Origin of the sequence: Micromonospora salmantinae, from assembly GCF_022230905.1 — a bacterium.
GTDB classification, from domain to species: Bacteria; Actinomycetota; Actinomycetes; order Mycobacteriales; family Micromonosporaceae; genus Micromonospora; species Micromonospora salmantinae.
The window spans coordinates 173,637-189,681 of sequence record NZ_JAKKFG010000012.1 but is presented as its reverse complement, the minus strand read 5'-3'; the positions used below and the strand labels follow the sequence as shown (position 1 = coordinate 189,681).

Sequence of the window (16,045 nt, the reverse complement as noted above, 5' to 3'; positions counted from 1 at the left end):
GGCGGCTGATGGACGCGGGACGTACCGGCCATCCCATCCGCAGCACCCGACGGGCAGGATGATGCCACCCCAGGCCCCACCACCCCCCGAGGAGTTCCCGTGGGCGCACCCACCACCCCGGCCACGACGGGCACGCCGCCCCGTCCGATTCCGGGCGTACCCTCTGCCAGCCGTGCGCTGACCCGGCCGCGTCGGCGGCTCGTGGCCGCCGCGGCGGCGCTGGTCGCGCTGGCCGCGGTCGGCGCCGGCAGTCTGCTCGACCTGCGCACCCCGGCCCCGAAGTCGGCCGACGCGCCCGCTGGCACGTTCAGCGCCGGCCGCGCGTACGAGGACGTCCAGGTGATCGCCGCCGAACCGCACGTCGCCGGCAGCCCGGCCAACGAACAGGTCCGCGCGCACCTGGAGCAGCAGTTGCGGGGGCTGGGCCTGGAGACCGAGGTGCAGGACACTGTGGCACCGGAGGCCGGTCAGCTCAGCGGGGCGGCGGGCGGGGCGACACTGGCCCGGGTCCGCAACGTGGTGGCCCGGTTGCCCGGCACCGACTCGACGGGTCGGGTCTTCCTGGTCTCCCACTACGACTCGGTACAGACCGGGCCGGGCGGCAACGACGACGCGGCCGGCACGTCGACCATCCTGGAGGTGGCCCGCGCGCTGACCACCGGCCCCCGGCCGCGCAACGACATCGTCTTCGTGCTGACCGACGCCGAGGAGGCGTGCCTCTGCGGCGCGGCCGCGTTCGCCGCCAGCCACCCGCTGGCCGCCGACGGCGGTGTGGTGCTCAACCTGGAGGCGCGGGGCTCCACCGGGCCGGTGATCATGTTCGAGACGTCGCGGAACAACGCGAAGCTGGTGGACATCTTCGGCCGGGCCGCCCCGCACCCGGTCGGCACCTCGTTCGCTGTGGAGATCTACCGCGCGCTGCCCAACGACACCGACTTCACCGCCTTCCTCGATCAGAAGTTCGTCGGGCTGAACTCGGCGTACATCGACGGGGGCGCGATCTACCACACGCCGTTGGACACCCCGGCCGCCATGGACCGGGGCAGCCTCCAGCAGCACGGGGACAACGCGTTGGGCCTGGCCCGGGAGTTCGGTGACACCGACCTGACCGACCTGCGCTCCGGGCACGACGCCACCTACTTCCCGGTCCCCGGCGGGCTGGTCCGCTACCCGGGCTGGCTCACACTGCCGCTGGCCCTGCTCGCGGTGGCCCTGGTTGCCGCCCTGGGTTGGCTGACCCGCCGGAGCGGCCGGGCCAGCACCGGCCGGCTGGCCGCCGGCTTCGCGCTGGCTCTGGTGCCGATCGTCGCCGCGCCGGTCGCCGCCCAACTGCTCTGGCTGGCGATCACCACGATCCGACCGGGGTACGCGGAACTGCTCGACCCGTACCGGCCGATCTGGTACCGGCTGGCCGTCCTGGCGCTCGCCACCGCCATCCTGTTCACCTGGTACGCGCTGACCCGCCGTCGGATCGGCCCGGCCGCGCTCGCCGTCGCCGGGCTGGCCTGGCTGGCCCTGCTCGGGGTGCTGCTCGCCGTGGCGGTGCCGGGTGGGGCGTACCTCACCACCCTTCCGGCGCTGGCCGGCGCCCTCGGCGGGCTGGTCGCGCTGCGTACCCGGCAGAACGGACCGTGGCCGGTGGTGGCGGTGACGGCCGCCGCGGCCGTGGGTGTGGTCATCCTGCTGCCCACAGTGGTGCTGCTCTTCCCCGCGCTGGGGATGGCCATGGGCGGGGTGGCGGCGCTGGTCGCGGTGCTGCTCGGCCTGGTCGCCCTGCCGGTGGTCGACCTGCTGCACCCGCAGGCCGGTGGTCAGCGCGGCCTGCTCGCGCTGCGGGCCCGGCGGCTCGCGGTGCTGCCGGCCGGCGCCGCCGCGGTGGCCGCCGTGGTGCTCGCCGGGGTCGGGTTGGCAGTGGACCGGTTCGACGCCGCCCATCCCGCCCCGACCCACCTGATGTACGCGATGGACGCCGGCACCGGCCAGGCCCGCTGGCTCAGCCACGAGACCGACCCACAGCCGTGGACGGACGGCTACGTGGACGGGGTGACCACGGTCGACGACTTCCCCGGCCTGGGCGATGCGGAGCTGCGCGGCGGTCCAGCCCCGAAGGCGGACCTCCCGGCACCGAAGGTGGAGGTGCTGTCCGACACCCGCTCCGGTGACGAACGGCTGGTGCGGGTGCGTGTCCTCCCGCAGCGTCCGGTCCGCCTGCTCACGCTGCATGTGAACGGACCGACGGCGGTGACGTCGGCGACGGTGAACGGACGACAGTTCGACGTTGCCCGGATGGCGACTCAGAAGCCCTGGGGCTTCGGCGTGGTGTTCCACGCGCCTCCGGCGGAGGGGGTCGAAATCGCACTGACCATGTACCCGAGCCTCGGTGACGGCCCGGTCGCGCTGCGGGTGATGGACGCCAGTGACGGGTTGGACGCGCTGCCCGGCTTCCGCCCCCGGCCGCCGGCTGTCGGCGTCGTCGGGTCGCACAGTTCGGAGATGTTGGCGGTCGCCCGCACCTATCCCATCTGAGGTGAAACGGTGGTCCGGCGGAGTGGTCTTTCCGCCGGACCACCGTTCCCTCTCTTCCGGTCAGCCCACCGGTTCGGGTTGGCCGGCACCGACCCGGTGCCAGCGATTACCGTCGTGGTCGGTGAAGGTGAGGTCGACCAGAACGGTGTCGCCCGTGCGGAGCCGGTGCTCCGCCGCGACGGTGACGAAGAGGTCGTGCACGTCGCGGCCGGGGATCCGACGGACCTGTTTCGCTGCGGCCAGCCCGACCGGCGGCGCGTCCGGATCGTCGGGTGGAACGAGTCGAGCCAGCGCCACCACGTCCAGCACCGGGGCGTCACTCTCGTTGGCCACGGCGACCCGCAGCACCGAGGTGCCGCGAATCTCGGCCACCGCCGAGACCAGCCGAGCCTGGGTGGCCCGGACTCGCAGATCGTCGTTACGACGGGCCCGGATTTCCCGCCGCAGTCCGAGGTAGACGAAGAGCACGCTGGCGATGGAGCCGACCGCGCCGAACCAGTCCGGCACGGAACCCCAGTCGACGACGTCCTGGATTGGCGACCAGTTCATAGGTCCATCGTGGATGCCCGTGTCGAGTGCCGCGCACGGCGGATCGGCCGGAATCAGCAGCGAATTGGGAATTCCGACACTGGTTTTGGTCAGCCGGGCGGCCTAAACGGAGAGTGTGCAACCCAGTACGGGGGTGGATACGCTTGCGGTCGACATGGTGCGGGCGGCAATCCCTCCGACTGTCCACCAGATGGACAGGTATCAAACGCCTCCGCCCCATTGTGAATTCGCCACCGAAGGGGGACCGCATTGACTGCGGACGTTCCACCCGAGGATGCCGGCGTGCCTCGGCCTGCGTACGACCGGCCGAGTCGGGTCTCCGTCGATCCACCGCTCGGGCGACTGGACAGCCCACTGCACGGGCGCGACGACCTGATCGACGAGATCGTCCAACCGGGGGAAATTGCCCAGGGCCGGCCCGGTGTGCACATCCTGTGCGGCATGGGCGGCTCCGGCAAGAGCCACGTCGCGCTGGAGATCGCCCGCCGGGCCCGCGCTGGAGGCCGGACGGTCTGGTGGGTACAGGCGGGGCGGCTCAACTCCGGGATGCGGGAGGTGGTCAGCCAACTCGGCGCGTCGGAGACCCAGGTCGACCAGGCGTGGGCCGGGATGATCAGCGCCACCGACCTGGTGTGGCGCTACCTCAACCAGGCCGCGCAGCCCTGGTTGTTGATCTTCGACAGTGCCGACGAGCCCGCCAGCCTGGGCCCCACCGACGGAGTGCTCGCCGACGGCACCGGCTGGCTGCGCAGCCCGGAGGCCGACGACGGCATGGTCATCGTGACCAGCCGGGACGGCAACCGGGCCACCTGGGGCACCTGGTCGGTGCTGCACCAGGTGCGCCCGCTCGACGCCGACGCCGGCGCAAAGGTGCTCATCGACCGGGCCGGCGCCCAGGCCGGCGGCCTGGTCGACGCCCGGGAACTCGCCCGGGAGCTGGGCGGGTTGCCCCTCGCCCTACGCGCCGCCGGCAACTACCTGCGGTCGGTCAACGCCAGCCCGGTCTGGCGCGGCTCATCCACAATCACCACCTTCGCCGACTACCGGACGGCAGTGCAGCGTCGGTTCCGCTCACCGCGCGACGCCGCCGACGTCGACCTCGACGAGTCCCTCGGCCTGGAGATCGTCCGCGAGGTCGACGACATCTCACTGGACCTGCTGGCCCGCCGCCAACTCCAACAGAGCCGGCCACTGCTCAACGTGCTGGCCTGCCTGAGCATCTCCCCGGTGCCCTACGAGGTGGTGCTCAAGCCGGCCATCCTGGCCGAGTCGCCGCTCTTCAAGGGGCTCACCGGCCGGCAGCGGGTGAAGGTGCTGGAGGGCATCGGCAACCTGGCCCTGGTCGACTTCGACGTGCAGGAGGAGGTCACCGACCCGGCGTTCGCGCACGTTCTCTCGCTGCACCCACTGGTGCACGCGATGTTCCGCGACCGCGACGAGGTGCGTGAGCAGATCGCCGAGTACCACGGGCTGGTCATGAAGCTGCTGCTCGCCGCCACCGAGGGGCAGAACCCGGACGACTCGGCGGCCTGGACCAACTGGGACGTGCTGGTGCCGCACCTGGTCGAGGCCGTGCGGGAATACCTCGTGCCGCAGAAACACAAGCACGACCCCGAGACGGTACGCCGCGCGCTGGAGCTGACCCGGCTCACCGCCCGCTACCTCATCGCGGTCGGCCTACCCGGCTCGGCCTTCGACATCCTCGACCCGATCGTGCGCGGTTGCGCAGCGTACGACCACGACCTGGACCGACCGCAGGTGCTGGCGCTGCGCCACGAACTGGGCCGCACCTGGCTGGAGCGCAACCAGCCGGAGATGGCCGACCGGGTGCTCCGCGAGGTCATCGCGGACCGCACCAGGGTGCTGGGCAGCGACGACGCCGACACCCTCGCCAGCCGGCACAAGCTCACCAAGGCGATCATGGCGCAGCGCCAGTGGCCGGAGGCCGAGCTGGAGCTGCGGCAGATCGTCGCCGCCGAGGACCAGGTACGTGGCCCGGAACACTGGGACACCATGATCGTGCGGCACAGCCTGGCGCTGGCGGTGCTGGCCCAGCAACGGGCGCCCGAGGCCGAGGAGATGCTGCACGCCATCCTGGAGGTCCGCTACCGGTTGTGGCCGCTCAACCAACCGGAGACCTGGCAGGCCCGGCACACGCTGGCCCGCTGCATGCAGGCGCAGGGCCGGCTCGCCGAGGCGGAGGCCGAACTGCGGGCCACCCTGGCCACCGTCGAACCCCGGCACGCCGACCGCAGCGAGGTGCTCGCCATCCGATCCACCCTGGCCCTGGTGCTACTGCTCGAGGAGCAGGTCGACGCGGCGATCGAGGTGTACGAGCAGCTGCTGGCCGACCGCCGGCGGCTCCTCGGCGACACCCACCTGGACACCCTTCAGGTGGAACACGCGCTGCGCCGGCTGCGCGACGGCGACTGACCGGTCAGTGCGGCGCGGCCGGGCCCAGGTCACTCGGGTCGGTGTTGCCACCACAGATGATCACTGCCACCCGCTCCCCCGGCTGCGGCACGTACGCGCCGCCGACCAGCGCGGCCAGCGCGGCGGCACCACCCAACTCGGCCGCGACCCGCAACTCCGACCAGAGCAACCGACGCGCCCGCACCAGGTCCTCGTCGCGGACCAGCACTGACACCACCTCGGTCCGGCGGGCGGTGTCGAAGGCGATCTCGCCGATCCGCCGGGCACCCAGCGAGTCCGTGGCGATACCACCCACCTCGATGTCGACCGGCCGACCCGCCTTGAGGGCCGAGTGCAGGGTGGGAATCTGCTCCGGCTCGACCGCCACGACCCGTACCGAACCGCCGAACCAACTGGCGATACCGGACACCAACCCGCCACCACCGACCGCCACCAGCACTGTGTCGATCCCGTCCACCTGCCGCTCCAGCTCCCGGCCGACGGTGCCCTGACCGGCCACCACCTCCGGCTGGTCGTACGCGTGCACTACCAGCGCGCCGGTCTCCCCGGCCCGCTGGGTGCTCGCCGCCAACGCCTCGGCGTAGTGCTGGCCCACCTGGCGCACCTGTGCGCCCAACCCGGCCAACCGCTGCACCTTCACCGGCGAGGCGGTGACCGGCACGAAGACCTCCGCCGGCACGCCCAACGACCGGGCCGCGTACGCGACGGCGAGGCCATGGTTGCCACCAGACGCGGCGATCACCCCGGCCGAGGGCAACGACCCCTGGAGCATCCGGTTGAACGCGCCACGCGGCTTGAACGAGCCGGTGTGCTGGTGCAGCTCCAACTTGAGGCTGAGTTGCCCGGGCACACCCAGATCGGCGCCGTCGACGGCGATGACCGGGGTTTCCCGGACCCGCCCCTCGACAAGGGCCGCAGCCGCCTCGACGTCGCTTCTGTCCACCATGGGGAAACGCCCTTCACTACGACCAGAGGGCCAGTCGACCATCGTCGGTGAGCCCGACGAAACATCCTATGGAGATCCGTCGGCCATCCGACGCGGGACGCACCGTGTGATAGTGCCGCGGATCAAACAGAAAGCCCTCCCCGAGCGTGGGGCGCAACGTCAACGACTGCGCTTCGGCGACCACCGCCTCCTGGAAGCCGTACCCGCCGGGGATCCGCAACGGCTCGTCTTTCGGCTGCCAGCGCCGCCGCCACAACAGTGTCTCACCACCGACCGGTGGCACCCGGATGTAGATGTTGAACGCCAACTGGGCCACCACCTCGCCGTCGAGCAGCCGACCCGCGTACTCCCGTACCGCGTCGTCGAAGTGCACCTGGAGCCCTGCGTTGATCTCGCGGACGATGCCGACGTGCATCTCCCGACCCTGCCGCCGCCCGGGTGCCACGTCCGGCCAGGCATCGCGGAACGCGGCCAGGCACAGGTCCCGGGGCGAGTCCGACAGGCCCAGCGTCGACCAGCTCTTCTCGGCTGCGCCGGCCGCGTCCCAGTAGTCCTCGCGGAGTGCCCCGGCGGACCGGTGGTCGTTGATGGCCGGACCGAACTTGGCGACGACGGGAAAGACCCGGCTCTCGTCGTAGCGGTCCATCGGCGCGTTGGCGAGGGCGGCGGTGATCGCCTGGCAGCGGGCCGCGGAGAGCAACCCCGGCACCCGAACGGCGGCCAGCCGCCCCGCGATGAGCCCGGCGACATCCGCTCGGGTGATCGACTCTGATTCGACGGCGACGAACAAGGGATCGGTAGTGCTCGAATGCTGCACGGCGGTCCTCCCGTAACGAAGATCCCTCACCGGACTTGTCGCGCCCCCCGACCCGCGCACAATGCAATGTACAAACCGCAGGCAAGACGAGATAACCGCAGTTCCGGGCGGCATGGCGCGGCCACCGTTACCATCGGCGCAACCGGGGTACGCGACACCGAGCCGTACGGCGGAAGCTTTCCACCGATCGGGGAATGGTGACGATTCTCGGCGTGACGCATGATGCGACTAGTTCGAACGCTGACAAGGAGTTCGAGATGGCAGGCGCCGGCCCGACGGATCTTGACATGCACGTCGACCGCCTGGAAATGGCGCGTCGAATAGCCCGGGAAATGATCGAGTCCGACCATCAGGCCCTGGAGCTCGCCGTCCGGCAGCGCCCACAGTGCTGGTCCCGACGCCCAGCCCGCGCCGACGCCCTCGCGGGCTGACGCTTCTTAACGCAACAGCGGATACTCCGGCGATGACCCTTGCGCCGCCCCGCACCGACCTCGCCGACCGGCGCTCCTCGTTGCTGGTGCTGGCCGGCTGGTACGTGGCCGTCGTCGTGGCGTTCGGCCTGTTCCTCGGCACGCTCTCCGGATCGGTTCCGACGGGCTGCGGCGAGGTGTGCGACTCCGAACGGTCGAGGACGTTGCTCTTCGGGCTCTACGTGGCCCTGCCGGCGCTGTTCCTCGCACTGCTGGTCAGCCTGGCGACGCTCGCGGCACTCATCTCCCGCACCCGGATCCGCTCGTCGACCCTGGTGGGCACCCTCGCCGCGCTGCTCCCGCTGCTCGCGTGCGGCCTCCTCGTCACGATCCTCTGACCGCGCCCCCGTTGATCTGAGCAGTCCGTCGCGTCCAGCCCTCGCCGATCTTGCAGTTTCTGTCGCCGAAAAGCGTGTGATGCCCTTTTCGTCGGGACAGTAAGTGCAAGATCGCGGCATGGGGGGCGTGGTGGCTGCGCACCGGTCCTCGTACCGCATGCCAGTCTGCCTCCACGTCCGGTCCGCTTCGCTCTGCCTACAGGCCAAGCGGGACGGGTTGGGTTGGTACTCCGTCAGCGATCAGTGCGGTCAACGGCGTGGCGAGGTCCCGTGGCGAGAACAGTTCCGGACCGTGGTGTTGCCTGATCTCTGACAGCGACCACCAACGCCAGCCGATGACGTGCTCGGCGGCGAGTTCCTCGTCGCTCATCGCACCGCGCGGCGCGAACGACGCGGTCCGGACGAGGAAGTAGTCGTTCACGACGCCATCGTGGCCGGGTGCGGACCCGGCGGCGACTATCTCCTGGCGCCAGACCTGAGGCGGGTCGACATCGAGAGCAAGACCGACCTCTTCGCGCAACTCTCGCCGCAGCGCGGCCAGTGGCGTCTCGCCGTCTTCGACGCCACCCCCGGGAGTGATCCAAACGGCGATCGTGCCAGCCGGATCGGGAATGGCAAGTCGTAGCAGCAGAACCCGGTCGTCCTCATCGACGACGACCGCACGCGCCGATCGCCGCAGGTTCACCGTCGACATCAGGACACCCTACGGGTCGACCATCACCGTCAACACCCAGTTCGACGCTGCGCCCTGATCTGCCTGTTCGGCCGTGCTGACGTGTGCGAGGCTTCGACGGTGACTGATCTCGTCATCCGCGCAGCCACCTCGGCTGATCGCGATTTCCTGGTTGACATGCTCGTGGAGGCCACCAACTGGCTGCCTGAGCGCAACTGGTCTCGCGAGCAGATCCTGGCGAATCCCGCACTGGCTCACTACGTCACCGGTTGGCTGCAGCCTGACGACTTCGGCCTGGTTGCGGTGGACCCTGCTGATCGGCCAGTCGGCGCGGCCTGGTTCCGATACCTGACCGCCGCTGATCCGGGCTACGGGTACGTGAGTGACGACGTGCCGGAGCTGACTATCGGCGTGGTGGAAAGCTGGAGGGGTGGCGGTGTGGGCCGGGTGCTCTTGCGCGCTGTTCTGGACGCCGCACGAGAACGTGGCATCCGCACCGTGTCGCTGAGCGTGGAGCGGGCGAACTTCGCTGCGGGGCTGTACGCCGCCGAAGGGTTCCGCACGGTTGAGTCGTTCGAGGACGCGGACACGATGGTCGCTGAGATCGGGGCCTGACGCGTGTGGCGTCCCAGTCAAGTCACTGCAAGGCAGACCTGGACACGCTGTCAGCTCCCTTGACCCACGCGTCGTCTCCATCTTGGCACCCCTAGCCATCCCGGAACGCCCGAGGGCTGCTGGCACGAGTTGCACAATCACTGGGCTCAGACGAGACGCTGGAGGCGTACCTTTGGGTGCTCGTTTCTCAGGTGGGCTTGCTTGTGCTGGCGGACCTGTTCGTCCCAGACCGCCTGGTCGTAGTCCGGGTCCGGGGTGATCCACCTGTGGGAGCCATCGCTGTAATGGAACTTTTCGTCCCCCCGCCGCAGGATGCTCATCGGGTCCAACCAAGAAAGCGACAGTGCAGGACCCCTGCCGGTACCCAGGCCAGGTCCCGCGAGGCGCAGACCAGTTGAGCGCCCATGTAGAGCGCCAGGGAAACGGATGCGCCCTCGTATTCAGCGCGTAGCTCCTGCTGTCGGGTCCGGCAGGGCCAGGGCGCGTTGCAGCCCCCGCAGGTCCAGATCGGCATCACCGGGCCGTGGGTGGTCATCGTGGTTCGCCAATGAGGTGCACGAAGTGCGCTCGCCTCTGGAGCCACCGCAGTCGCTCTGGGCAGGGGTGGGGCCGGCCGCACCGGCACAGGTCGAGTCCAACCTCTTCGTGGCGTGTCAGGAGTTCGTCGGCAGCATCGACTTGCGCCTGGGCGTGGCCGATGAAGGCCTCTAGGCCGTGAATGGCAGCCATCTTTCACCCCGTCAGGCCCGCACGGCGACGGTGCCAGTTTGCCTCCGCCAGCACGGCGGCGAGGTTGATGTCGCCCCTGGCGATGCGGCTCCGGGCAACATCGAGCCACAGCGGTGACGCCACGGCCTGCTCCCCGCTAGCGGTTCGCAGGCCTTCTACAGCGAGGCGTCCCAGGCGGCACGACACAAGTTGGTCGTCGTGCGTACAACCGACGATGAGGTAGTGGCCGGCACGGTCGGGGCGGTGGTCTTCCCACAGTGCTCGGCACAGACGCCACAGCAGCCGGTGGCGACAGCCGTCAGGCGGCTCGACCGGTGGGTTCTCGACATCGAACGACATGTCCAAGACGGTCCCGCCGGCTGTGGTCCCGCGACCATGTCCGCTAGCCATGTCACGGTGACATGAGCGGGCTCGACCTACGCCGGCACCAGACTTAAGCTCCAGGTTGAGCACGATGCGTAGTCACTCGATGACGGTGGGGCCGGCTGTGCTACTCGACCATCTTCGGATTCCCGACGGCTTCTGGTCGCGGGAGGACATCAGGACCGCAGTGCGCGTCCGCGACATCGGCACTCTGTTCCGGCTGCTTGCCCGGCATACGGGGGCGAGTCAGACACGCATCGGGGCGGTGGTCGGCCTGGAACAGGGCTACGTCAGCCGGGTGATCGCCGGCCGGAAGGTGACCTCCATCGACGTGCTGGAGCGGATCGCCGACGGCTGCGGCATGCCCGACGAGACCCGGATGTCGCTCGGCCTTGCACCGTGCCAACAAGCACGTCGCCTCACCCCCGGCAGCCCTCGGGGTGATGTGCCAAACGACCGATCCTGGCGCGAGGACGTCCGCGCCGCCACGCAGCTGTGGGAAGGCGACGTGAAGCGCCGAGACATGCTCCGTCAGACGGTGTTCAGCTCCGCTGGCTACACCCTGCCCGCGCTGCGCTGGTTCACCGTCCCCACCACACAACCCGTCACACAGAAAGGTCACCGATCAGTCGGTCAACCGGACATCGACACCATCCGCGAGATGACCTCCACCTACCGGCGGCTCGACAACCAGCACGGAGGGGGCCACGCCCGCGAAACCCTCGCCCGCTACCTCAACCACGAGGTCACGCCCCTGCTAATCGAGGGCCGCTACGATCCGGCGACCGGACGAAAGCTACTCGCCGCCGTCGCCGAGCTGACTCAGCTCGCCGGCTGGCAGGCATACGACACGGCTGAGCACGGCCTCGCTCAGCGCTACCTCACCCACGCCCTCGACCTCGCCCGAGCTGCCGACGATGCTGGGCTCGGCGCCGAAATCCTCGCCGCGATGAGCCACCAAGCCACCTACCTCGGTCACAATGCCACCGGCGTCGATCTCGCCCGCGCTGCCCGGCAGACGGCACAACGCGCCGGCCTCGCGGTGCTGACCGCCGAGGCGCTGGTCATGGAAGCTCATGCCCACGCTGCCGCGCGCAACGAACGCGCCTGCACGACCGCACTGCACCAGGCAGAACAGACCCTCGACCGAGCCGACCGCAGCAGCGACCCGCAATGGCTCGGCTACTTCGACGAGGCATACCTCTCAGCCAAGTTCGGCCATTGCTTCCACCCCTCGGCCGCCACCAGCAGGCCGAGCGCTTCACCGTTCGCTCGCTGCAGATGGACGAACGCTACATACGCGGGAAGGCCTTCAACCTCACTCTTCTCGCCTCCATCCACGCCCGCCACGGCGAGCCCGATCGCGCCAGCGCCATCGGGGCCAAAGCGCTCACGCTGACCTCTCAACTGCGGTCGGCCCGAGCCGTCCGATACCTACGCGACCTGCAAGCCGACCTCACAGTGCACCGCCGCCGGCCGGCCGTCAGACACTTCATCAACCGCGTCGACGTGACCCTCGGTCATCGCCGCTGACTACAGCTCACCCCGGGCTTTGCGCGCGACCAGCTCCAACACCGCGATCACCGTGCCGGATCCCACGATCTCACCCCGGGACACGAGGTCCCGCGCTTCCGCCAACGGCATCCAGGCCACCCGCTCGGCCTCGTTGACGTCCACCGGCGAACCAATATGTACTGCGTCGCGCGCAAGGAACAGCAGATTCTCCGCATCCGCGGTTGCCACCCACGGCTGGAACGACAGCATCGGCTCCACCGCACCCGGACGCCATCCGGTCTCCTCCTCGACCTCCCGGACCGCGCATATCGCCGGCTGCTCACCGTCGTCGACGTAACCCCCAGGCAGCTCCCACACCCACCGGTCGAACACGAACCGGTGCCGCCGCATCAGCAGCAGGCGCTCCTGCTCGTCAAGCACCGCGACCATGGCCGACCGGGGTGCCCGGATCACGTACTGCTCGAAACGGACCCCATCCGGCAGTTCCACGTCGGCGATGCTCAACCGCGCCCGCCGGCTGCCATCCACCACCCGCTCACCGTGAATCGTCCACCGCGTCGACTCGGTAACCTGGTCCTCCGCCACCCATCCAGTATCCGGCCCCCTGGCGCGCACGCATTGCGGGCCTCGTCACGAAGATCCGGCTCCACCCGATGCCGAACCCCGCCGCTTTCACGACTCAGGAACCCTTACAGGGTCTCGGAGACGGCAGGTAAAAGGCGTGTTGGCGCTACTTCCAGCGGAAGTGCACGAAGAGGCGGCCGAAGTTCTTCGAGTCCTTCTCCACCCGGTGGTAGAGCTGCTTGACGTCCTTCTGGTCGAGGAACCGCAGCACCCGCTTCTTGAGTTGGCCGGACCCCTTGCCGGGAATGATCTCGACGAGGGTGGCCTTCTTCGCCACCGCCTCGTCCATGATCCCGCGCAACGCCCTGTCGATGTCCTGGCCCTTGTTGAAGATCTCGTGCAGGTCCAGCTTGAGCTTCATGCCGCAGCCCCCGGCCGGTCAGGTCCCATGTCCGCCATCCTAGGCGCGGCCGCCGGCCCGCCAATCGGGCGACGGAAGGGGCGGCCCCGAAGGACCGCCCCTGTGATGGAACTGCGCACCGTCAGCGCCGGCCGCCGAGGCGGGTCTCCACCCGCTCAAGCGCGGTCCGGTAGTCGTCGTTGGCCGCGTACATCGCGGCGGCGATCCGCAGGTGCCGCAGCGCGTCGGTGTGTCGGTTCAGTCGCTCCAGCGTCCGACCGAGCACGTGGTGCGCGTAGTGGTCGCTCGGGTCCCGCTCGACCAGCTCGCGCAGATGCTCCTCGGCCCGGTTGAGCTGGGCCGACTGGAAGTACGCCCGAGCCAGCAGTTGCCGGACCGCCGCGTTGCCGGGTTCGGCGTCGATGATCGGCTCCAGCAGTCGGGCTGCCCCGCTGGGGTCACCGGTTTCGAAGAACATGGTCGCCCGCCGGTAGTCCGCCAGAAGATCCATCTGCCACCTCCTCGGGTCGCACCGTCACCTGTTCCGACGCTGGCACAACACCGGACGTTTGGCGACTGTTCCCGGGGTCGAGATCAGGTCAGTTCGGGCCGCCGAAGGGTCAGGTGCGGGCGTCCCGGCGTCCGGCGGAAAGTTCCCAGGCGCGGACACCGCCGACGATTCCGGCGGTGTTCGGCACCACCACCACGTCGTCGCCCATCCGGGTCAGTTGCTCGGGCCGGATCAGTCGGGAGTTACCCCCGCCCAGGTAGAGCCGGTCCCAGCGGAACACCGGGCGCAGCCCGTCCACCACCTGGCGGATCCGACGGGACCAGAAGGCGTCGCCGAGCCGCCGCCGTTCCGGCTCGCCGACGTACGTGTCGTAGGTGGTGCCCCAGCGCACCGGCGCGTGCGACAACTCCAGGTGCGGTGCGAGCACCCCGCCGTCGAAAAGCGCGCTGCCCAGCCCCGTCCCCAGGGTCAGCACCAGCTCGCAGCCGGTGCCGGCGACCACTCCGGCGCCGTGCACCTCGGCGTCGTTGAGCACCAGCGCCGGCACCCCGAACGCGTCGGCCAGTGCACCGCGCGCGTCCCAGCCGGACCACTCGGCGAGCAGGTCCGGGTCGACCCGGGTGCGGGGGCCGTTGCGGGTCACGTAGTGCGGGGTGCTCACCACCACTCCGTGCCGGATCATCCCGGGTACGCCGACAGTGATCCGGTCCGCCGTTGGCAGGCGCCCGCCGAGATCCCGCAGGGTCCGGACAAACAGCGCGGGCGGCAACGGGTACGGGGTGGGCACCCGCAACGGCCGGGCCCGCATCGTTCCCGCCTCGTCGAGCACGGAGGCCTTGATGCCCCCGCCGCCACAGTCGATCGCCAGTGTGGTCACCACGTCGTTGAGTCTGCCCGCTGCCGGCCGGTCGTATGCGGGCGGCCGGATAGGCTGCCGTCCTGATGAGCGCCACGATGATCGTCAAGGACCTGGCCGCCGGGCACGGCGACCGCCCGCTCTTCGCCGGACTGGACCTGGTGGTCGCCCCCGGCGACGTGGTCGGGCTGGTCGGGCCGAACGGGGCCGGCAAGTCGACGCTGCTGCGTACCCTCGCCGGGTTGTTGCCGGTCGAGGCCGGCAGCGTGCGGCTCAGCCCGCCCACCGCGAGCGTCGGACACCTGCCGCAGGAGCCGGAACGGCGGCCGGGCGAGACGGTACGGGACTTCCTGGCCCGCCGGACCGGGGTGACCGCCGCGCAGGCGGCGTTGGACGCGGCGACCGAGGCGCTGACCGCCGGGGCGGCGGGTGCCGACGACGCGTACGGCGACGCGCTGGAGCGCTGGCTCGCCCTCGGCGGCGCGGACCTCGACGAACGCGCCGAGCAGGTGAGCGCCGACCTGGGGCTGACTGTCGACCTTGACCACCCGACGACAGGGCTCTCCGGGGGCCAGGCGGCCCGGGCCGGGCTCGCGTCGCTGCTGCTCAGCCGGTACGACGTGTTCCTGCTCGACGAGCCGACGAACGACCTGGACCTGGCCGGGTTGGAGCGGCTGGAGGAGTTCGTCACCGGTCTGCGGGCCGGCACGGTGCTGGTCAGCCACGACCGGGAGTTCCTCACCCGCACGGTGACCCGGGTCGTGGAGCTGGACCTGGCGCAGCAGCAGGTGAACCACTACGGCGGCGGCTACGCGGCCTACCTGGAGGAGCGCGAGGTGGCCCGCCGGCACGCCCGCGCGGACTTCGAGGAGTACGCCGACACGAAGGCCGGGCTGGAGGCTCGGGCCCGTACCCAGCGTGGGTGGATGGAGAAGGGCGTGCGGAACGCCCGCCGCAAGGCCACCGACAACGACAAGATCGGCCGCAAGTTCCGCAGCGAGTCGAGCGAGAAGCAGGCCGCCAAGGCCAAGCAGACCGAACGGCTGATCGAACGGCTCGACGTGGTCGAGGAGCCCCGCAAGGAGTGGGAGCTGCGGATGGAGATCGCCGCCGCGCCCCGCGCCGGCGCCGTCGTGGCCACGCTGCGCGGAGCAGTGGTACGCCGTGGTGGCTTCACCCTCGGCCCGGTCGACCTCCAGATCGACTGGGCGGACCGGGTCGCGGTGACCGGGGCGAACGGCTCGGGCAAGTCCACCCTGTTGGCCGCGCTGCTGGGCCGGCTGCCGCTGGACGCCGGCACCGCCTCGCTCGGGCCCGGCGTGGTGGTCGGCGAGGTGGACCAGGCCCGGGGGCTGTTCCTCGGCGACGTGCCGCTGATCGACGCGTTCGAGGCGGCCGTACCCCATTTGTCGCCGGCGGACGCGCGGACCCTGCTGGCCAAGTTCGGCCTGCGGGCGGCGCACGTGCCCCGACCGGCGGCCACCCTCTCCCCCGGTGAGCGGACCCGGGCCGCGCTGGCCCTGCTCCAGGGCCGTGGGGTCAACCTGCTGGTGCTGGACGAGCCCACCAACCACCTGGACCTGCCCGCCATCGAGCAGCTCGAATCGGCGCTGGCCAGCTATCCCGGAACGCTGCTGCTGGTCACCCACGACCGGCGGATGCTGGCCGCCATCGAGACCAACCGGCGGCTGCGGGTCGACGCCGGGCGGATCGCCGAGGATTGATCCGTGCCCGCGGGCC

Annotated in this window: 16 protein-coding genes and 1 pseudogene; 8 read left to right on the top strand and 9 right to left on the bottom strand. The window is 70.5% G+C overall.

Going from position 1 to position 16,045, the window contains the following annotated elements; all coding sequences use genetic code 11:
• Positions 1-99 precede the first annotated feature (99 nt).
• Positions 100-2,526: a M28 family peptidase gene (locus PSH03_RS11415; protein WP_372494739.1), complete on the top strand. Its 2,427-nt coding sequence runs from the start codon at positions 100-102 to the stop codon at positions 2,524-2,526.
• Between the two features lie 60 nt (positions 2,527-2,586).
• Here PSH03_RS11415 and PSH03_RS11410 read toward each other — a convergent pair whose 3' ends face one another.
• Positions 2,587-3,075: a hypothetical protein gene (locus PSH03_RS11410; RefSeq protein ID WP_210785518.1), complete on the bottom strand. Its 489-nt coding sequence runs from the start codon at positions 3,073-3,075 to the stop codon at positions 2,587-2,589.
• 282 nt (positions 3,076-3,357) lie between these two features.
• Between PSH03_RS11410 and PSH03_RS32830 the strand changes: the two genes are divergently transcribed.
• The gene (locus PSH03_RS32830) at positions 3,358-5,508 is read left to right on the top strand and encodes a tetratricopeptide repeat protein (RefSeq protein ID WP_210785519.1); all 2,151 of its coding nucleotides are present in this window, start codon (positions 3,358-3,360) and stop codon (positions 5,506-5,508) included.
• 4 nt (positions 5,509-5,512) lie between these two features.
• Here PSH03_RS32830 and PSH03_RS11400 read toward each other — a convergent pair whose 3' ends face one another.
• Both PSH03_RS11400 and PSH03_RS11395 read right to left on the bottom strand, forming a co-directional pair.
• Positions 5,513-6,454 carry a threonine/serine dehydratase gene (locus PSH03_RS11400; RefSeq protein ID WP_196919894.1) on the bottom strand — a complete coding sequence of 314 codons (942 nt, stop codon included), beginning with the start codon at positions 6,452-6,454 and terminating at the stop codon, positions 5,513-5,515.
• Between the two features lie 16 nt (positions 6,455-6,470).
• On the bottom strand, positions 6,471-7,271 hold the full coding sequence (locus PSH03_RS11395; protein ID WP_238689093.1) for a 2OG-Fe(II)-dependent halogenase WelO5 family protein: 801 nt from the start codon (positions 7,269-7,271) through the stop codon (positions 6,471-6,473).
• 257 nt (positions 7,272-7,528) lie between these two features.
• Here PSH03_RS11395 and PSH03_RS11390 point away from each other — a divergent pair, with 257 nt between their 5' ends.
• Together PSH03_RS11390 and PSH03_RS11385 are read left to right on the top strand one after the other, a co-directional pair.
• The gene (locus tag PSH03_RS11390; protein WP_238689092.1) at positions 7,529-7,702 is read left to right on the top strand and encodes a hypothetical protein; all 174 of its coding nucleotides are present in this window, start codon (positions 7,529-7,531) and stop codon (positions 7,700-7,702) included.
• A 32-nt stretch (positions 7,703-7,734) separates the two neighbouring features.
• Positions 7,735-8,079, top strand: a complete 345-nt coding sequence (locus tag PSH03_RS11385; protein WP_238689091.1) for a hypothetical protein — start codon at positions 7,735-7,737, stop codon at positions 8,077-8,079.
• A 196-nt stretch (positions 8,080-8,275) separates the two neighbouring features.
• Here the strand turns inward: PSH03_RS11385 and PSH03_RS11380 are convergent, their stop codons facing one another.
• Entirely contained in the window at positions 8,276-8,773 is a 498-nt protein-coding gene (locus tag PSH03_RS11380) for an NUDIX hydrolase (protein ID WP_238689090.1), read from the bottom strand.
• Between the two features lie 99 nt (positions 8,774-8,872).
• On the opposite strand from PSH03_RS11380, the gene PSH03_RS11375 reads away from it, so the two are divergent.
• Both PSH03_RS11375 and PSH03_RS11370 read left to right on the top strand, forming a co-directional pair.
• Positions 8,873-9,367 (top strand): GNAT family N-acetyltransferase, encoded by a 495-nt coding sequence (locus PSH03_RS11375; protein ID WP_238689088.1) that lies wholly within the window; start codon positions 8,873-8,875, stop codon positions 9,365-9,367.
• A 561-nt stretch (positions 9,368-9,928) separates the two neighbouring features.
• Positions 9,929-10,078, top strand: a complete 150-nt coding sequence (locus PSH03_RS11370; protein WP_238689087.1) for a hypothetical protein — start codon at positions 9,929-9,931, stop codon at positions 10,076-10,078.
• A gap of 21 nt (positions 10,079-10,099) precedes the next feature.
• Here the strand turns inward: PSH03_RS11370 and PSH03_RS11365 are convergent, their stop codons facing one another.
• Complete coding sequence (locus PSH03_RS11365) at positions 10,100-10,435, bottom strand: hypothetical protein (protein ID WP_238689086.1); 336 nt, start codon at positions 10,433-10,435, stop codon at positions 10,100-10,102.
• Positions 10,436-10,583: 148 nt separating this feature from the next.
• On the opposite strand from PSH03_RS11365, the pseudogene PSH03_RS11360 reads away from it, so the two are divergent.
• A pseudogene (locus PSH03_RS11360) lies at positions 10,584-11,992 on the top strand (NsdA family TPR-like regulatory protein).
• On the opposite strand, the gene PSH03_RS11355 reads toward PSH03_RS11360, so the two are convergent.
• The 4 genes from PSH03_RS11355 to PSH03_RS11340 form a co-directional block, all read right to left on the bottom strand.
• Entirely contained in the window at positions 11,993-12,559 is a 567-nt protein-coding gene (locus PSH03_RS11355; RefSeq protein ID WP_238689085.1) for an NUDIX hydrolase, read from the bottom strand.
• 145 nt (positions 12,560-12,704) lie between these two features.
• Positions 12,705-12,959, bottom strand: a complete 255-nt coding sequence (locus PSH03_RS11350) for a Smr/MutS family protein (protein WP_007465523.1) — start codon at positions 12,957-12,959, stop codon at positions 12,705-12,707.
• A 121-nt stretch (positions 12,960-13,080) separates the two neighbouring features.
• Positions 13,081-13,449 (bottom strand): tetratricopeptide repeat protein, encoded by a 369-nt coding sequence (locus PSH03_RS11345; RefSeq protein ID WP_112584722.1) that lies wholly within the window; start codon positions 13,447-13,449, stop codon positions 13,081-13,083.
• Between the two features lie 109 nt (positions 13,450-13,558).
• A complete protein-coding gene (locus PSH03_RS11340; RefSeq protein ID WP_238689084.1) occupies positions 13,559-14,329 on the bottom strand; it encodes an ROK family protein in 771 nt (256 codons plus the stop codon).
• A gap of 62 nt (positions 14,330-14,391) precedes the next feature.
• Here PSH03_RS11340 and PSH03_RS11335 point away from each other — a divergent pair, with 62 nt between their 5' ends.
• Positions 14,392-16,029 (top strand): ABC-F family ATP-binding cassette domain-containing protein, encoded by a 1,638-nt coding sequence (locus PSH03_RS11335; RefSeq protein WP_238689083.1) that lies wholly within the window; start codon positions 14,392-14,394, stop codon positions 16,027-16,029.
• The last annotated feature ends 16 nt before the right edge of the window (positions 16,030-16,045 follow it).